The organism is Thermincola sp. GK-1 (assembly GCF_059412445.1).
Window position 1 is genome coordinate 21,124 of sequence record NZ_JBSQAT010000021.1, and the last position, 17,408, is coordinate 38,531.

A 17,408-nucleotide genomic window follows, 5' to 3' on the forward strand; every position below is an offset into this window, starting at 1 on the left:
TAGGTATATTATTTGTTCATCTGCCACTATTATTCATTTTTTATAATCGTTGCCACCGCCTGGGCGGCGATACCTTCACCTGAACCGGTAAAGCCAAGACCTTCTGTTGTGGTAGCTTTTACATTTATACCTGCTGCATTAACCTGCAAAATACCGGCAATATTTTGCACCATTTGCTCTATGTAAGGCGCCATTTTGGGCTTCTGGGCAATAATAATGCTGTCTACGTTGTTCACTTCGTACCCTTTATCACGAATAACCTGCGCCACCCGTTTCAGCAAAAGAAGACTGGAGATACCTTTATAAGCCTCATCAGAATCGGGAAAGTGCCGGCCAATATCACCCTCCCCGGCTGCGCCAAGCAGTGCGTCCATAATAGCATGAATTAAAACATCAGCATCAGAATGGCCTAACAACCCCTTTTCATACGGAATCTTAACTCCGCCAAGAATAAGGGGCCTGCCGGGCACCAAACGGTGTACGTCATATCCTATGCCTATCCGCACTGTTTATTCCTCCTCGCCATAATCGCCTCAGCAAGAATTAAATCTTCGGGCGTAGTAATTTTCAAATTTTCATAAGAGCCCGGCACTACCTTGACATCGCCACCCAAACGTTCCACTAAGCTGGTATCGTCTGTCCCCATAAAACAATCAGCGCGGGCAGATTCAATAGCTTCAATAAAAATACCGTACCTGAACGCCTGCGGGGTTTGGGCCTGCCATAACAACTGCCTGTCCAGGGTTTTTTTCACCCTTTGGTTTTCCCCAACTACTTTGATGGTATCTTTTACAGGCACACAAACAACGGCTGCCCCGGCTTCTTGGGCAGCGGCAATAGTTTTAAGAATAAGGTCCTGGGTAATAAGCGGCCTGGCCCCATCGTGGATAATAACGACTTCACAACCGCCCCGTATGCTTAATACCCCGTTGTAAACGGAATCCTGCCTTTCTCGGCCTCCCGTTACAATACCGGTTAATTTCCTGATTTCATACTCCGTTATCAATTTCCGGTAAAGATGTTCTTCCCCGGCCGCCGCTACCAGGATAATTTCGTCCACTGCCGCACACTCGTCAAAAACCCGCAAGGTATGCACTATAACAGGCATACCTTGCAAGGACAAAAATTGTTTATTAACGGAGGCATTCATCCGTTTACCCTGACCGGCGGCAGGAATTATCGCCACACATTTGTCAGCCAATCATATTCACCTCGTCAAAGTTGGGTACTGATGTCTCCATACTTTCAGGATGTTTTCCCTGTTTCGGCTTGGCAAATATCATACGGCCCGCTGCCGTTTGCAGTACACTGGTTACAAGGACCCCAATGGTTTGGTTGATAAATTTTTTGCCACCGTCGACAACAATCATGGTCCCATCATCCAGATAAGCAACCCCCTGGCCCATTTCTTTGCCGTCCTTAATGACCTGCACCATCATCTCTTCCCCTGGGAGGACAATTGGTTTTACAGCATTGGCCAGTTCGTTTATATTCAGCACTTTTACGCCGTGCAATTCCGCAACTTTATTGAGGTTGAAATCATTGGTAATAATCTTACCCTGTAGAATTTGCGCCAGCCGGACCAGCTTGGTATCCACTTCAGACAAATCTTCAAAATCCTGTTCGTATATTCGGACCATTACATCAAGTTCTTTGCGAATTTTATTTAAAATATCCAGGCCTCTGCGCCCCCTGTTTCTTTTAAGAGCATCAGAGGAATCGGCTATATGTCTGAGTTCCTCGAGAACAAATGTAGGAATAATCAGCGTCCCTTCGATAAAACCGCTTTTGCAAATATCCGCAATTCTCCCGTCGATAATAACACTGGTATCAAGAATTTTATATGCTAAATCTGTTTTTGTGTCAATCTTGGCTGGCTTCTCTTTGCCGAAACGTGGTAAAAACCCCAGCAATTCTTCTTTCCTTTTGGTCCCGATGCTTAAACCCAAATACCCCAGCAAAACGGTAACCAAAATTTTCAGGACTCCGCTTACCCATACCCACGGAATCCAGGAAATAGCGCTGCCCAGCAAAGTAGCAATAACCAACCCGAATATGAGTCCAAGAGCTCCCCCCACTATCTCCTGCATAGACATTTTATTCAGCCTTTGTTCTATCCAGGAAGTGGTTGCAATAATCCTTGTTACCAAAGTCGGGGCCAATAATATACCTATAAGTCCGCTTAAGCCGGTAATCAATCCGATTATCCCATACCGCATCACAGGAGAATCAATAACAAGGTCGCCAATCCTATGCGGGGTATTATATAAACTTAGTGTAAAACCGGCTCCCAAAAATAAAAATATGATAATGCCCCTAAGAATTTTTTTAAGCATTCTCATTTCCCCCCTTTCAAAAAAAAGTAGTTCCCCACCATTGCTACCATTATACGCCACCATATATCTTCTGGCAAGCAAATCGTGTAGAATTCTGTCAGGGTTGAAAAAGGAATAATACGTCAGCAAATCTGACGTATTATGCAAATACCTCATCCAACATTGATTGAACTTTTTCCTCTTTAACTCCCCGTGCCAAAACCAACTCACTGATTAAAATCTGGCGGGCATTTTCCAGCATTTTCCGCTCGCCCGTGGATAATCCCTTTTCCTGGTCACGTCGCATGAGGTTTCTCACAACTTCAGCCACTTCAAAAATATTTCCGCTTTTAATCTTTTCCATATTGGTACGGTACCGTTTATTCCAATTTGCAGACATGGCAGTATCTTTTTCACTTAAAATATTCAAGACCCGCTGTACACCTTCCTCGTCAATTACCTGCCGCAAACCTAAATCCTTCACATTACTGGTCGGTATCATAACCTTCATATCCCCAATAGGCAAGCGCATTACATAATAGCTGCGTACTTCGCCCAAAACTTCTTTTTCTTCGATGGCTTCTATAATACCGGCGCCGTGCATGGGGTACACGACCTTATCCCCAATATTGAACATCAGTTTACCTCCTACAAGAATCGTTTCCTTTCAAGTATAGCATAATAATACATTAATGTCAAATAAATATATGATTATATCACAAGGCCTTTGGTAAGTCAATAACTATTTTTAGATAGCTTAGCCATTGACAGGGCAATAACCCCGCACGTATAATTAAAGCCAGGAAGGGTTTGCCAAAACTGAGCGCTTGGGGAGGAAACGAGCAATGAAAGATTTACTTTGCGACGAATTTCAAAATACTGTCGCAGAGCTGTTAATCAGGCACCATAGCATTCTTGATGTGTTGTCCAAATCTCAGGAGGCCGGTTCCAGAATAAACAGAGCTGTTACAAAATCCGTTACCAACTGCGGTTGTACAAAAATAAAGGCCGAAAAAAAGGAAATACCGGCCGGTGCAACTCTAGCCGATTTAAAGGCATATACAGACTCACATTTAGAAGGAGCGCTTTGTGAAAACTGCCGAGAAATTGTCGAAACGGAAATTGGCAGGTCTTTATTTTACCTGGCGGCGCTTTGTAACCTGTTAGACCTCAATTTGTACGACATTTTTATTAAAGAGCATAAAAAGCTCTCTACATTAAGGGTATTCAATTTTACATAGTTTATTACTCAAATCTCTTCATATAGCTGAGAAGGCCCATACGGGTAAAACCCGGTATGGGCCTTAATGTTTCGCTTCTCCTTTTGTCAGCCTTAAAAATGGTGTCTATCCAAGAGAACTTGGTCGCGGTATCTCTTAAGACCCTCTTTAATAGCCCGGGCCCGCACTTCGCCAATGCCCTCCACGTCATCCAGTTCTTCAATGGAAGCATTTAAAATGCGCTGCAACGATTTGAAATTGTTTACCAGGTTTTCAATTACAGGCCAGGGCAGGCGTGGTATCTTGTACAGTATCCGGTATCCTCTCGGTGAAACAGATTGGTCCAGAATACTTGCGCTTCCCGTATAACCCAAAGCCCGGCATATCAGGGTCAAGTCCAGCAAATCTTCCGAACTCCACTGTCCAATAGTGGCTAATATATCTTCCGGTTTTTTATCCTCTACCTGGTAATAGTCCTGTATAATTAATAACCCGTCATCCTCTACATCGGCAACCAGTTCCTCCAACTGCATACTGATGAGGCGCCCTTCGGTGCCAAGTTCACTGATATAAGTCTCTATTTCTTTCACTATTCGGACAACCATTTCTGTTCTTTGTACAACTTTGGCCACATCATACAAAGTTACCAGGTCTTGGAATTCCAGGGTGCTTAAGGTGGCCAAAGCTTTATCCAGTACGACCTTATATTTCTCCAGAGTTTGTAGGGCCTGGTTTGCTTTAGCCAAAATTACATTGATATCCCGCAATACATACTTGGTTGTTCCTTTGTACAGAGTAATAACACTACGCCGCTGAGAAATTGATATAACTAAGGCTCCTGTTTGCCTGGTAACCCTCTCAGCCGTCCGATGTCTGATTCCCGTTTCCTGGGAAGGAATATTAGGGTCAGGAATTAACTGGGTATTGGCAAATAATATTTTCTTGGCATCATGGCTTAGAATAATAGCTCCGTCCATTTTCGCCAGCTCATAGAGGTTAGCAGGAGTCAAATCTGTACTGATATCAAAACCGCCTTCCACTATATCCAGCACCTGGGGGGAATCACCAATTACAATCAAAGCGCCTGTCTTGGCTTTAAGAATATTTTCCAACCCTTCCCTAAGCGGGGTACCCGGCGCTAAAATCCTGATAGCCTTAAGAAATTCCTCATCAAGCAAAACTTCTTCTTTCAATTAATCACCCCCCAAAATTATATCCATTACTTCGGCCACCGATTTGACAGGAATTATATTAATCCCATTAACCTCAAGGCTCTGGACTTTATTCCCGCCCGGAGCAATTATATGCTTAAAGCCAAGTTTAGCCCCTTCTTTAACCCGCTTTTCCAGTTGCCCAACAGCCCTTACTTCACCTGTCAGCCCCACTTCTCCCACAACCAGCATCTGGGGATTGACCGGGACCTCCTTCAGGCTGGACGCTATAGCGGCCACAAGTCCCAGGTCTATAGCCGGTTCATCCAGCTTAACACCGCCGACAACATTGACAAATATGTCCTGGTTAGCCAAATGCAGGCCAACGCGTTTTTCCAATACGGCAGCCAATAAAGAAACGCGATTGTGGTCTATTCCTTTGGTCATCCGGCGGGGCGCAGCGAAATTGCTAGGTGAAACCAGGGCCTGAACCTCAACCAACACAGGCCTGGTCCCTTCCACGGCAGGAATCACGACAGATCCCGTAGCACCGGGAGTTCTTTCAGCCAAAAAAATTTCAGACGGGTTTGCTACCGGAACTAAACCGTGTTCCCCCATTTCGAAAACACCAATTTCATTGGTGGAGCCAAAGCGGTTTTTTACGGCCCTTAATACCCGGAAATTATGATGACGGTCACCTTCAAAATACAGGACGGTATCTACCATATGCTCCAGAACCCGTGGCCCCGCCAGGTACCCCTCTTTGGTCACATGCCCGACGATAAAAACGGGGATACCTGTTGATTTGGCCAACCGCATCAGGTGAGCCGTGCACTCTCTGACCTGGCTGACACCGCCGGGAGCAGCATGTACTTCCTCCGTAAATACTGTTTGTATTGAATCAACCACCACCAGGTTGGGCTGTAATTTTTCAATATGTCTTAAGATTCCCTCTAAACTCGTTTCCGATACTATGTATAGGTCCGGGGAAGCCGCCCCCAACCGGAGCGCCCGCAGCTTAGTCTGGTGAATAGATTCTTCTCCGGAAACGTAAAGAACCCGGCCAGTCTTTATACTGATGGCGCTGGCCGCCTGCAGCCCCAGGGTAGATTTGCCTATACCCGGGTCGCCGCCAATTAATATGAGGGAACCACGAACAATACCACCACCGAGGACCCGGTCTAATTCCCCAATACCGGTACAGTATCTTATCTCTTCCACCGTTACAACATCGTTTATAGAAACGGGTTGGCCGGATATTTGTAAATTCCCGCTTCCCGCAGCACCCTTCTTGGCAGGCAACGGTTCTTCAACAAAGCTGTTCCAAGATTCACAAGAAGGACAGCGTCCAAGCCATTTCAGGCTTTCAAACCCGCATTCCTGACAACAGAATCGAACTCTAACCCGGCTCACCCTATCAATCCTTCCAATTGCACTTAACATAATATTATATCATAATATTATATCACTTTGATACATTCTTAACAATACAATCATTGCCTTGGTTACCTGTCATATTTTATTATAATTTTTTAACCGTCTATTTTAATCACGATCATAGTCACATCATCGCAAGGCGGCTCTCCTGCCAGAAAGTCCATAAATTCATAGGAAATCAGTTCCTGAATGCTGGCCGGGTCATATATATGACTTTCCTTCAATAATTTCGTTATCCGTTCCATACCAAACTGTTCCTTAGCCCTGTTTCTAGCTTCTTTTAAACCGTCGGTATAAAAAAGTGTTACATCACCGGGATTTAATATGCAAGCCCCTTCCCTGTACTGGGCATCTTGACGTCCACCCATGAAAAAGTCCCTCAGTTTCAGTTTTTCACATTCATCCTTATCGGCCCGGTATATAATTGGCGGGTTGTGCCCGGCATTAGCGTACCTGAGTTCTCTTGTTTCAGGATTGTATAGACCGTAAAAGAAAGTAATAAACTGCTCGGCAAATTCCAACTGAGGAAATAAGCTTCTGTTTACCCGGTTAACCAAGGCGCTGGGGCTATCCAGGTCAAAAGCGTAATTGCGGACAAAAGCATAGGTCATGGCAACAAACAAGGCAGCCGGCACACCCTTGCCCATAACATCGCCGATAGCTATGCCTAATTTTTTGTTTTTTGTTACAAAGAGGTCACAATAATCTCCGCCTACTTCATTGGCAGATACAGCCGTGGCAGCAAGTGTAGCTCCCGGAACCTGCGGCAGGTTGACCGGAAATAGGCTTGACTGAATAGTATTGGCTAACTGCAGTTCCTTTTGAATCCGGCGGTCTTTTTGCACTATTTCTTCCACAATATCCCTGTACCGTTTTTCAATCAGCCTAAGCGCTTCTTCAGCCTTCTCCCGGTCAGCAATATCCTCAACTAAGGCCTGGATGGGAAAAAGCCTATCATTGCTTTTACACAAAGGAGTTAAAGTAAACAGCTCTACCAACCTGCGCATCAGTTTTAATTCTTCGATTAATTGTTCCCTCGTCTTCTCCTCATCAGTCATCTTAGCCCCTCCAAAAGGAACCGACTGCTATACGCTTGGCCAATCTTTTTTAATAATCTTTCGACATAATTTACCAATTACCTGCATTTTTTCCCGCGTCCACAAAAAAAGGGGGGGTTTTTACCCCCTTTCAAGCTGTCGACAAAGGTCTCTCGGATAAATTTGGGGAACTGAAATATTTTCTGAAGCGGGGTTCTACTTTAATCTGCCGGTTTTTATGGAGGGGTGGGTGGGGTGACTGGGCTACCCCACCCACCCCTCCAATCGACTGGCTTGGGAATTGGAACGGAGGAATAATTTAAGCTCCCCTCAATCGTGGTAATTTTGTCTACAAACTGAAAGGGGTGAAAAACACCCCCTTAATCAAACAACAACTGCCTTACTTACCACAATTTGTCCGTCTTTCGCAGTAACTACTACTTTATCACCCGGTTTGAAAGTACCTTTTAAAAATTCTTCGGAAAGTTGATCTTCCACTGTTTTCTGAATAGCCCGCCGCAACGGTCTGGCCCCATACATCTCGTCAAATCCTTCTTTGGCCAAAAGTTCTTTGGCCTCGTCTGTGACTTCTAATTCTATATCATTCTCTTTCATCCGTTCGGCAACTTCTTTGAGCATCAGTTCAACTATCTTCTTAATATGCTCTTTTTTGAGGGAATGGAAAACAATTATTTCGTCAATCCTGTTCAGGAATTCCGGCCGGAATGTGCGCTTAAGCTCGCCGGTAACCCGTTCTCTCATGTTGTCATAATTGGTGTCCTGGGCTGTTGTCTTGAACCCAAGAGTAGCTTCTTTTTTAATCAGATGCGCTCCGACGTTGGAGGTCATGATAATCACGGTATTCCTGAAATCCACGGTTCTTCCCTTAGCATCAGTGAGCCTTCCGTCTTCCAGTACCTGCAGAAGAATGTTGAAAACTTCCGGATGGGCCTTCTCTATTTCATCCAGCAATACTACGGAATATGGTTTTCTGCGGACAGCCTCTGTTAGCTGCCCACCTTCATCGTAGCCAACATACCCCGGAGGAGCTCCAACCAGCCTGGATACCGCGTGTTTTTCCATATATTCAGACATATCAATCCTGACCATGGCATCCTCATCGCCGAACAAAGCCTCCGCAAGAGCCCGGGCTAACTCAGTTTTACCCACACCGGTGGGGCCAAGGAAAATGAAGGAACCGATGGGCCGCTTGGGATCCTTTAACCCTGCTCTGGCCCGGCGAACAGCACGACTTACAGCTTTGACCGCTTCATCTTGCCCAATTACCCGCTGATGCAATATTTCTTCCATATTTAACAGGCGGGTTGTTTCTTCCTGGGCCAGTTTACTGACAGGAATCCCGGTCCAGGAGGAAACAATATGAGCTATATCGTCTTCTGTTACTGCCTTCTTTGCCAATCCTTTCTTCTCTTCCCAGCCTTTTTTGGTATCTTCCAGTTTGGCTTTGAGTTTTTGTTCTTTATCCCTCAAACCGGCAGCCTTTTCAAACTCCTGAGCTGAAATGGCGGCTTCTTTTTCTTTCTTTATTTCCTCCAACTCTGCTTCCAGCTTTTTCACATCCGGCGGTACGGTAAAAGTCTGCAGTCTTACCCTGGAAGCAGCTTCATCAATAAGGTCAATAGCCTTGTCAGGCAGGAACCGGTCAGTAATATACCGGTCTGAAAGCCTGACAGCGCTGTTAATAGCCTCGTCTGTAATCTGGACCCGGTGATGAGCCTCATACCTGTCCCGCAAGCCTTTAAGAATGTCTATTGACTCTTCTACCGTCGGCTCATCAACAGTAATGGGTTGGAACCGGCGTTCCAATGCCGGGTCCCGTTCAATGTGCTTTCTGTACTCATCCAGCGTGGTAGCGCCGATACACTGTAATTCTCCTCTGGCTAAAGCAGGTTTTAAAATGTTAGCAGCATCGATAGCGCCTTCGGCCGCTCCAGCGCCAATCAGGGTATGCAATTCATCAATAAAAAGGATCACGTTCCCGGCAGCCCTGATTTCATCAATAACCTTTTTCAGGCGGTCTTCAAATTCCCCCCTGAATTTTGTACCCGCCACCACCGAAGCCATGTCAAGCGTTACAACCCTTTTGTCGTTCAATGTTTCCGGTACATTACCGGCAATAATCCTTTGCGCCAATCCCTCGGCAATAGCTGTCTTCCCAACACCCGGTTCACCAATTAAAACTGGATTGTTTTTGGTCCGCCTGCTCAACACCTGGACCACTCTTTCAATTTCCTTTTCCCGGCCAACTACGGGATCGAGCTTTCCTTCCCTGGCCATCTCAGTTAAATCACGCCCGAATTCGTTTAAAGTTGGCGTGTTGGCTTGCTTCTTACCAGGTTGAGCCGGACCGCCATGAGGCTGCGCTGTACCCAGCATGCTGATGACACTCTTTTGCACACTTTGAAAATCTACGCCCAAGTTGTGCAAAACCCGAGCAGCGACACCTTCTCCTTCCCTGATGAGCCCCAATAGCAAGTGCTCGGTACCAATGTAGTTGTGTCCCAGTTTTCTAGCTTCATCAAAAGCCAGCTCCAGGACCTTTTTCGCCCGTGGGGTAAGTCCAATTTCACCAAAGGTGTAAAATTCACCTTTGCCAATCATTTTCTCTACTTCAGAGCGGACCTTATTGAAATCAACGCCTAATTCATAAAGTACTTTTGCAGCAATACCACTACCCTCTTGAATTAACCCCAGTAAAATATGCTCTGTACCGACGTACGTGTAATTAAGTCGTTTCGCTTCCTCCTGGGCCAACATTAATACTTTTTGGGCCCTTTCTGTAAATCTTGCAAACATAGCCTTCACCTCAAATTACTTTTTTAGTTTTTCCATTCGCAAACGAATTATCCTCGCTCGCTCTGTATCCCGTTCCTGAGCTGTCATCTCTCTGGCAGCCATTTTTTGCAAAAAGGCCGGCCTGATTAGCATCATTAATTCGTTTATATCCCGCTGGGTAAGATTGTCCAGTATTCCCAGAGCTATGCCCAACCTGACATCAGAAAGCATGGTCAGGGCCTCTTCTGTTGTAATCATGCGAGAATAACTTAAAATTCCCAACGACCGGAATATTTTATCCTCCAACTGGCTTTTATTGTTTTTATAAAGGGCCGCCCGCGCCGACCGTTCCTGATTGATAATCTGTCTTGCTACGGTCAAGAGATTCCTGATTATTTCTTCTTCGGCCTGGCCTAAAGTAATCTGGTTGGAAATCTGAAACAAATGTCCCACTGCCTTGGTTCCTTCGCCGTAATAACCACGTACGGCCAGTCCCAACTGGGATATAGCTGTTATAATATTATTTATTTGGCCTGCTATTACCAGGGCAGGTAGATGCAACATCACAGAAGCCCTTAACCCAGTACCGACATTAGTAGGACAAGCCGTCAGATAACCCCGCTGCTCACAGAAAGCATAATCAAGGGTTTTCTCTAATAAATCATCAACCCGGTTAGCTTTCTGCCAGGCTTCCTCCAGTTGTAGGCCTGGCAAAAACAGTTGAATACGCAAATGGTCTTCTTCATTAATCATTATGCTCAAAGATTCATCTTCTGATAAGATTACAGCCCGGTTTTTTATATCTTCCAATAGTTGAGGGCTGATCAAATGCTTTTCCAACAAAATTTGCCTTTCTACCGGGCTCAGCTCTTCCAGCCTGACAAATTCCAGTGGGCCGAATTCCTGCCTTACCTCATCATTATCAACAGCCAAACGTACGGCATTTAAAATTTCATCGGCTGCTTGGTTAGACATTGTATGGGGGAATGCATATCCACTGATGTTGCGGGCCAACCTTATCCGGCTGCTGATAACTATATCAGATTCAGGTCCGTCACCTTTGGCCCAGTTGCTAACCGGCTGGCTAACAGTTTTTTCGATAGACATCATTTTTCCCCCTCATGCAGTTTTTTTTCCAACTCACGTATTTTATCTCTCAATTCTGCCGCTTTTTCGTATTCTTCGTGCTTAACAGCCTGCTGTAATTCCAACTTCAAAGAATCTATGCCCTTCCGGATCTTCAAGGTCCCGCCGGTTCTAAAGGGCACTTTTCCGGTATGTTTGTTGGTTCCGTGAATTCTTCTCAGCAAAGGGTCAATTTTCTCCTCAAAGGTATGATAACATTTATCACAGCCTAATTTTCCTATCTTCGCGAAATGGGCATCGGTAAATGCACAGCCAGGGCATTTAGCTCCGTAAGCTGACGAAACTTTAGGCTGGTCCAGTCCGCCGTACGCCGAATTAAACAAATCGGCAAAGATGTTATGCAGAACCATCTTGGGTTCCAGGTGAACAGCAAAGGCGTTTTCCTGCTGGGCGCAAACTTCGCATAAGCGGGTTTCCGTCTTATGTCCGTTAACTATTTTTGTAATCAACACCGTTGCTGCCCGCTGCTGGCATTTTTCACACAACATTTGTTTTTACCCCCCTTTTAACAGTGCCATTAGCATGGATTTAAGAATCTCCGCCCTGAACATATCTCCTTTCCGGCTTTTATCATGGCCGGTAACCCTTCTAATTACATTATCAATCATCGAAGCCTCCCGGAAAGTAATTAACTCATCATCAAATAAGCGTTCTACCAGGCCCAGGGCGCCTGCCAGGCTTATCTCATTACCTACAGTCTTATAAAGGATTTCCAGCAATTTATCTTTTTCCTTGGCGTTAAGTTTCAATATTTTTATATAACCTCCGCCACCCCGCCTGCTTTCTACTACATAACCGCGGTCAATAGTAAACCGGGTACTTAAAACGTAATTAATTTGGGAAGGGACACAGTCAAATTTTTCTGCCAGTTCGTTGCGTCTAATCAGTACCACTTCTGATTTTTGCAGCATCTGTTTTATATATTCTTCAATAAAGTCTACTAAACTTGGCAAAGGTATCCCCCCTTTTTGACTTTTCCTGACCTTGCATTTATTATAGCTTAAAACATCCCTTTTTATACAAATATAAAATTTGACCTAATTTGACCAAAATGGTAATTTATTGTTTATTTTCTTTGATTATCACCCAAATGGCAACAAATTTTAAACCTGTGGCCTTTTCCCAACATTGAAGGTTTGCATGCCCTGTAGCATCGTGGAAGAGAAATACTCCAGTAAAAGTTGAAATTAACAAGGCAAATATAAATTTCCTCTTCATTTGTAAATTTTTATATGATAAAATTTAAGGTGTTTTAGCAAGTCCTTCTTTTTGCAAAATTCAACTGTTAAATCACAGTCATGATTTATATTATAGAAAAGAGGCGACCTCATGATTAAAGATCTATTTAGAAGGGACATGGTTTTTATCCATGCTCCCAGTGTGTATGACTTCAGAAAAGATACCATCATGTTTGGCCCTATCAGCGATGTGGTCCCTTCTTCACCTACTTTTGAAATGTATCCAATCGGTATTACCAGTATCGCCGAAACCCTGGAACAGGAAGGGTTCAATGTGCAAATTATAAATATGGCTTACCGGATGTTAACTGATCGAAGCTATGACGTGGAAAAAGTAATTGCCAAGATGAACCCACGTTCTTTTGCATTTGACCTGCATTGGCTGCCACATTGCCATGGCAGCATTGAAATAGCTAAAATCTGTAAAAAGTACCATCCTGACATACCTATAATTTTTGGTGGGTTGTCTGCATCTTATTACCACGAAGAACTTATCAGATACCCCTGTGTTGATTTTGTTGTCAGGGGAGACAGTACAGAAGAACCTGTAAGACAGCTCATGTGGGCCATCAGGAACGGTTCATCTTTTGCATCTATCCCTAACCTGACCTGGAAAAAGCCCGATGGTTCCGTGGTTGTCAACCCACTTACTCATGTACCGGAAAATATAGATTATGTTTCCATTCCCTGTTATCATTATGTAGTGAGGTCTGTATTTAAATATGGCAGCCTAGCCAACACTGTTCCATATACAGACTGGTTAAAATACCCTATTACTGCCCTGCTCACCGCACGTGGCTGTACCCAGAACTGTTCCATCTGTGGAGGTTCCAGGTTTGCCTACAAAAATATATGCAACCGGGAGAAACCCGCATACAGGTCACCTCAATCTCTTGTAAACGACATAAAACAAATTCAAAAACTGGGCAGAGCCCCGATCTTTGTATTGCATGATTTACGGCAGGCTGGGCCTCAATATGTTGATGAGTTCTTCTCTTTACTTAAGCAAGAGAATATCAAAAACGAGTTGGTAATTGAATTATTCTACCCTGCCGGTGATGATTATTTTGCCAAAATCGCCGATGCCGTACCGAAGTTCAGCCTGGAAATGACTCTGGAAACCCATATTGAATCAATCAGGAAACTAAATGGAAAATTTGCCTGCAGTAACGAAGAAGTGGAAAATACAATTGCCTCAGCCTTTAAATTTGGGTGCCGCAAAATTGATATTTTCTTCATGAGCGGTATTCCAACCCAGACTTATCAGGATGTTATCGGTTCCATCGATTACTGCCGGCATTTGCTGGAGAAATTCAACGGAGATAAGAGACTGGCTCTGTTTATAGCCCCTTTGGCACCGTTTCTAGACCCCGGCTGTCTGGCTTTCGAACAGCCGGAAAAATACGGCTACAAAAAGTTCTGTCATACTTTGGAGGACCACAGACAAGCCCTCCTGCAGCCGAGTTGGAAACATATCCTCAGCTTTGAGACCGAGACCATGACGAGGGACGATATTGTGCGGTCGACTTATGAAGCTGCCCTCAAGCTGAACCGGCTAAAATATGAATTCAATTTGATTGACAGAGAGTTATTTGAACAAATAGACTTCCGGATCAGGGCCGCACAACAGGTTATGGATGAAATAGACGAAATAATTACCATAGAAAACAGTAAAGAAAAAGAAGAAAGGCTTGCTGAACTGAAACAAAAGGTTGAGCAGTTGAACCGCCACACTATCTGCGGTAAAGATGAGTTAAAGTGGCCGATTTCGGAACGATACGGAAGTATTTTCTCTCTGACCGGAGTGTTTATGAAACTGTTTGTCACCGAAATGCGATTACTGTGGAAAAGATTCAAAATCAACCTGGCTGAAAGGCCAACTAAACAAAATTACAACGTTTAAGAAGCAGGTCATGCCTGCTTTTTTTACATTAATGATTTTTAAATATAGTTACACTATTTTTTAAATTTGTTAATAACAGCTAACTGCAATATTAATTGTTTATTAACCAGTTAATTTGTGATAAAATTAACTTGCTGATTTTATAGATTAGCCGGATGAGGTGAACTTCATGTTTAAAAAAGATGTTGTGTTTTTACACGCTCCCAGTGTATATGACTTTAGAAAAGATACCATTATGTTCGGTCCTATCAGCGATGTTGTACCGTCTTCCGCCACCTTTGAAATGTATCCCGTAGGTATTACCAGTATAGCCGATGCTCTCGAACAGGCCGGTTTTAACGTACAGATTATAAACCTGGCCTATCAAATGCTGCGCGACCCCAAATATGATGTAGAAAAAGTTATATCCCGGCTGAACCCAAGAATGTTTGCCATCGATCTGCATTGGCTTCCCCATGCACACGGCAGTATAGAAGTGGCTAAAATAGTAAAAAAATATCACCCGCACACTCCCGTTGTTTTTGGAGGTTTATCTGCTTCATACTATCACGAAGAACTTATAAATTACCCATGGGTGGATTTTGTATTGCGGGGAGATTCTACCGAAGAACCGATGAAGCAATTAGTTTTGGCTATCCGCAGGGGCATGCCGGTCAATGATATTCCCAACCTTACATGGAAAACGCCCGATGGCAAGGTCAGGGTAAACCCGCTTACACACGTTCCGGATAACATGGATTATGTTTCCATTCCCAGCTATAGTTACTGTGTCCGCTCGGTATTTAAATATGCTAACTTGCATAATACTGTTCCTTACTTAAAGTGGCTTAATTACCCGATTACAGCTCTGTTAACATCGCGTGGCTGTACTCAAAATTGTTCTATTTGCGGTGGCTCACAGGCAGCGTACAAGAAGATTTGTAACCGGGAAAAACCTGCCTACCGCTCCCCCAAGACCATGGTGGAAGACATACTATTTTTACAAAAACTCGGCCGGGCCCCAATTTTTATTTTGAACGATTTCCGCATGGCCGGGCCGGCTCACACTGAGGAATTTTTGAAACTCCTTAAAGAAGCCGATATTAAAAACGAACTGGTCTTCGAACTGTTTTTCCCAGGGGACGATAATTTCTTTGCTAAATTAGCCGATGCTGTCCCCAAGTTTAGTCTGGAAATCACCTTGGAATCACATCTTGAACGTATCCGCAGATTTAACGGCAAGTTTGCTGTACCAAATGAAGTTTTTGAGAATACCGTCGCCTCTGCTTTTAAATACGGCTGCCGAAAAATAGACATCTTTTTTATGACCGGAATTCCTAAACAATCTTATCACGACGCTATATCATGTGTAGATTATTGCCGGGAGCTTCTGGACAAGTTTAACGCTGATAAACGTCTCTGTTTCTTTGTAGCGCCATTGGCCCCGTTCCTCGACCCCGGCTGTCTGGCTTTTGAAAACCCGGAAAAATACGGCTACCGGCAGTTTTATAAAACCCTTGAAGAACATCGTCAGGGTTTAACCATGCCCAGTTGGAAATATATTCTCAGTTATGAAACGGATAGTATGACAAGGGATGAAATTGTGGAAGCCACTTACGAAGCTGCCCTGCGGCTCAATGAATTAAAGAAAGAATATAACTTGATAGAAGAACAGCTTTACCGGCAAATCGATTACCGAATCAGAACGGCGCGGGATATAATAAGGGAAATCGACCAAATCATGACCCTGTCCGATGAAAAAGAAAAAAAGTTAAAACTTAATGAAATTAGGGTAAAAGTTGCTCAGGTAAATAAAGGCTCGCTTTGCGGTGAAGATGAATTAACCTGGCCAATCACTGAACGGTTTGCTAGTTTCTTTTCTTTATTTAAAGTTTTAGTAAGTCTTTTCTTTAAGGAATGGGCATTATTCTTCAATCGTATCGGATTTGAATTGAAGGAACGGAGTTACAGTAGAAATCAAAGAATGGCGATGGCATCTAACAGTAAAAACGACGCGGCACTATGAAAAACTATAAAAGCTTAAATAATTCCTCCGCTCCAATATTTTCAGGCCAGTCTATAGAAGGGGTGGGTGGGCTCTCCGCTACCACGGAGCTTTATGCTGCAAAACCTTGCCAAGAAGGCAGTATTCCCGAACTCGATGGCTCATGATGATATCCTTAATATCTAGGCCGCCTCCCGTCCGGGACACTCAACCTGAGTTGAGTGCCGGACTTCCCGGCGGCCTTCGCCATCTTCAAACATGCGGGAACCTCCTGCCTTCTTGTCTGCGGTTTTGCGGGGCCAATCGCTCCTTATCGGTAGCCTGAGAACCCCACCCACCCCTCCATAAAAACCGGCAGATTAAAGTAGAGCCCCGCTTCGGAAAATATTTAAGTTCCTCGAATTTATCCGAGAGACCTTTGTCGACAGCCTGAAATACGTGGTAAACAACCGCGCATTTTTACTAGGGATCAAAAACAAAACACATGGCACTTCTACCATGTGTGATAAGCTTTTCTATGGCTCCCCGGGCAGGACTCGAACCTGCAACCTACCGGTTAACAGCCGGGTGCTCCACCATTGAGCTACCGAGGAACGCTTTTCATGACAACTATTATAATAACATAAGTTTTTTATTAATGCAAGTGTCAATGTTTGGTTTCATTCCCAAAACTGAATTCAATCTGAAGGCCTACATGAATAGCACATATTCCTATTAGGAAGAAGCGTTGGCGGCACTTTTCCGCCAACCAACATAATTTCAAAACGGGCACATTTGTCATAATTTCTCGTACAATAATAAGTCTCAATTTGTCTCCTCAAAACAGGTAATAGGTTTGCTCCATTAAGCAAGTAACAATCATCTGTTTTCGGACACAACCCCACACTTCGCAACCCCCTTCTTCTTTCTATGATACTTTTTTATATATAATAAATCATACTTATTGTTCTGTAACGATAAAAGCGCTAAATTGGTATTTTTAGCCACCGAACGGGCGCTACAGGGGTCTAATCGGTAGATTGGGTCCTCAACGCTTCATTCTTTTGGCAAGACAACGACCGGTTTTTTTCTGGATCGAACCCGGGATAGATGCGACTGCCTTTCGCAAAAGAAAAGCACTTGGTTTTAAGCCAAGTGCTTTTCATATAAAGATCCGGCAACGACCTACTCTCCCAGGCGGT

General features: G+C 44.1%; 15 protein-coding genes and 1 tRNA gene. 3 read left to right on the forward strand and 13 right to left on the reverse strand.

All coding sequences use genetic code 11. The features are described 5' to 3' along the window. Positions 1 to 29 precede the first annotated feature (29 nt). The 4 genes from ispF to ACSNJE_RS14375 form a co-directional block, all read right to left on the reverse strand. On the reverse strand, positions 30 to 506 hold the full coding sequence (gene ispF / locus ACSNJE_RS14360) for a 2-C-methyl-D-erythritol 2,4-cyclodiphosphate synthase (RefSeq protein ID WP_474774412.1): 477 nt from the start codon (positions 504 to 506) through the stop codon (positions 30 to 32). Beyond that, positions 497 to 1,201 (reverse strand): 2-C-methyl-D-erythritol 4-phosphate cytidylyltransferase, encoded by a 705-nt coding sequence (gene ispD, locus ACSNJE_RS14365; protein ID WP_495252930.1) that lies wholly within the window; start codon positions 1,199 to 1,201, stop codon positions 497 to 499. The genes ispF and ispD overlap by 10 nt, the downstream gene beginning before the upstream one ends. Continuing rightward, positions 1,194 to 2,336: a PIN/TRAM domain-containing protein gene (locus tag ACSNJE_RS14370; RefSeq protein ID WP_495252931.1), complete on the reverse strand. Its 1,143-nt coding sequence runs from the start codon at positions 2,334 to 2,336 to the stop codon at positions 1,194 to 1,196. The genes ispD and ACSNJE_RS14370 overlap by 8 nt, the downstream gene beginning before the upstream one ends. 139 nt (positions 2,337 to 2,475) lie before the next feature. Next, complete coding sequence (locus tag ACSNJE_RS14375) at positions 2,476 to 2,952, reverse strand: CarD family transcriptional regulator (RefSeq protein ID WP_052218948.1); 477 nt, start codon at positions 2,950 to 2,952, stop codon at positions 2,476 to 2,478. 208 nt (positions 2,953 to 3,160) lie between these two features. Here ACSNJE_RS14375 and ACSNJE_RS14380 point away from each other — a divergent pair, with 208 nt between their 5' ends. Continuing rightward, positions 3,161 to 3,556 (forward strand): nucleoside triphosphate pyrophosphohydrolase family protein, encoded by a 396-nt coding sequence (locus ACSNJE_RS14380; protein ID WP_013119164.1) that lies wholly within the window; start codon positions 3,161 to 3,163, stop codon positions 3,554 to 3,556. A gap of 92 nt (positions 3,557 to 3,648) precedes the next feature. Here the strand turns inward: ACSNJE_RS14380 and disA are convergent, their stop codons facing one another. The 7 genes from disA to ACSNJE_RS14415 all read right to left on the reverse strand — a co-directional run bounded on the left by disA (position 3,649) and on the right by ACSNJE_RS14415 (position 12,055). Further along, positions 3,649 to 4,728, reverse strand: a complete 1,080-nt coding sequence (gene disA, locus ACSNJE_RS14385) for a DNA integrity scanning diadenylate cyclase DisA (protein ID WP_013119163.1) — start codon at positions 4,726 to 4,728, stop codon at positions 3,649 to 3,651. Continuing rightward, positions 4,729 to 6,099 carry a DNA repair protein RadA gene (gene radA, locus ACSNJE_RS14390; protein WP_495252932.1) on the reverse strand — a complete coding sequence of 457 codons (1,371 nt, stop codon included), beginning with the start codon at positions 6,097 to 6,099 and terminating at the stop codon, positions 4,729 to 4,731. 119 nt (positions 6,100 to 6,218) lie between these two features. Beyond that, the gene (locus tag ACSNJE_RS14395; protein ID WP_052218950.1) at positions 6,219 to 7,181 is read right to left on the reverse strand and encodes a PP2C family protein-serine/threonine phosphatase; all 963 of its coding nucleotides are present in this window, start codon (positions 7,179 to 7,181) and stop codon (positions 6,219 to 6,221) included. Positions 7,182 to 7,544: 363 nt separating this feature from the next. Next, positions 7,545 to 9,977 (reverse strand): ATP-dependent Clp protease ATP-binding subunit, encoded by a 2,433-nt coding sequence (locus ACSNJE_RS14400; RefSeq protein WP_052218951.1) that lies wholly within the window; start codon positions 9,975 to 9,977, stop codon positions 7,545 to 7,547. A 15-nt stretch (positions 9,978 to 9,992) separates the two neighbouring features. Then, positions 9,993 to 11,063, reverse strand: a complete 1,071-nt coding sequence (locus ACSNJE_RS14405; protein ID WP_495252933.1) for a protein arginine kinase — start codon at positions 11,061 to 11,063, stop codon at positions 9,993 to 9,995. Next, the gene (locus ACSNJE_RS14410) at positions 11,063 to 11,590 is read right to left on the reverse strand and encodes a UvrB/UvrC motif-containing protein (RefSeq protein WP_013119156.1); all 528 of its coding nucleotides are present in this window, start codon (positions 11,588 to 11,590) and stop codon (positions 11,063 to 11,065) included. Before ACSNJE_RS14410 ends, ACSNJE_RS14405 begins: the two co-directional genes overlap by 1 nt. Positions 11,591 to 11,596: 6 nt before the next feature. Then, a complete protein-coding gene (locus ACSNJE_RS14415) occupies positions 11,597 to 12,055 on the reverse strand; it encodes a CtsR family transcriptional regulator (RefSeq protein ID WP_013119155.1) in 459 nt (152 codons plus the stop codon). A 376-nt stretch (positions 12,056 to 12,431) separates the two neighbouring features. Between ACSNJE_RS14415 and ACSNJE_RS14420 the strand changes: the two genes are divergently transcribed. Next, entirely contained in the window at positions 12,432 to 14,243 is a 1,812-nt protein-coding gene (locus ACSNJE_RS14420; RefSeq protein WP_052218953.1) for a TIGR04190 family B12-binding domain/radical SAM domain protein, read from the forward strand. Between the two features lie 169 nt (positions 14,244 to 14,412). Next, entirely contained in the window at positions 14,413 to 16,248 is a 1,836-nt protein-coding gene (locus ACSNJE_RS14425) for a TIGR04190 family B12-binding domain/radical SAM domain protein (protein ID WP_052218954.1), read from the forward strand. A 161-nt stretch (positions 16,249 to 16,409) separates the two neighbouring features. On the opposite strand, the gene ACSNJE_RS14430 is transcribed toward ACSNJE_RS14425, so the two are convergent. Next, on the reverse strand, positions 16,410 to 16,565 hold the full coding sequence (locus ACSNJE_RS14430) for a hypothetical protein (RefSeq protein WP_160315572.1): 156 nt from the start codon (positions 16,563 to 16,565) through the stop codon (positions 16,410 to 16,412). A 180-nt stretch (positions 16,566 to 16,745) separates the two neighbouring features. Continuing rightward, positions 16,746 to 16,820, reverse strand: a tRNA-Asn gene (locus ACSNJE_RS14435). Between the last annotated feature and the right edge of the window lie 588 nt (positions 16,821 to 17,408).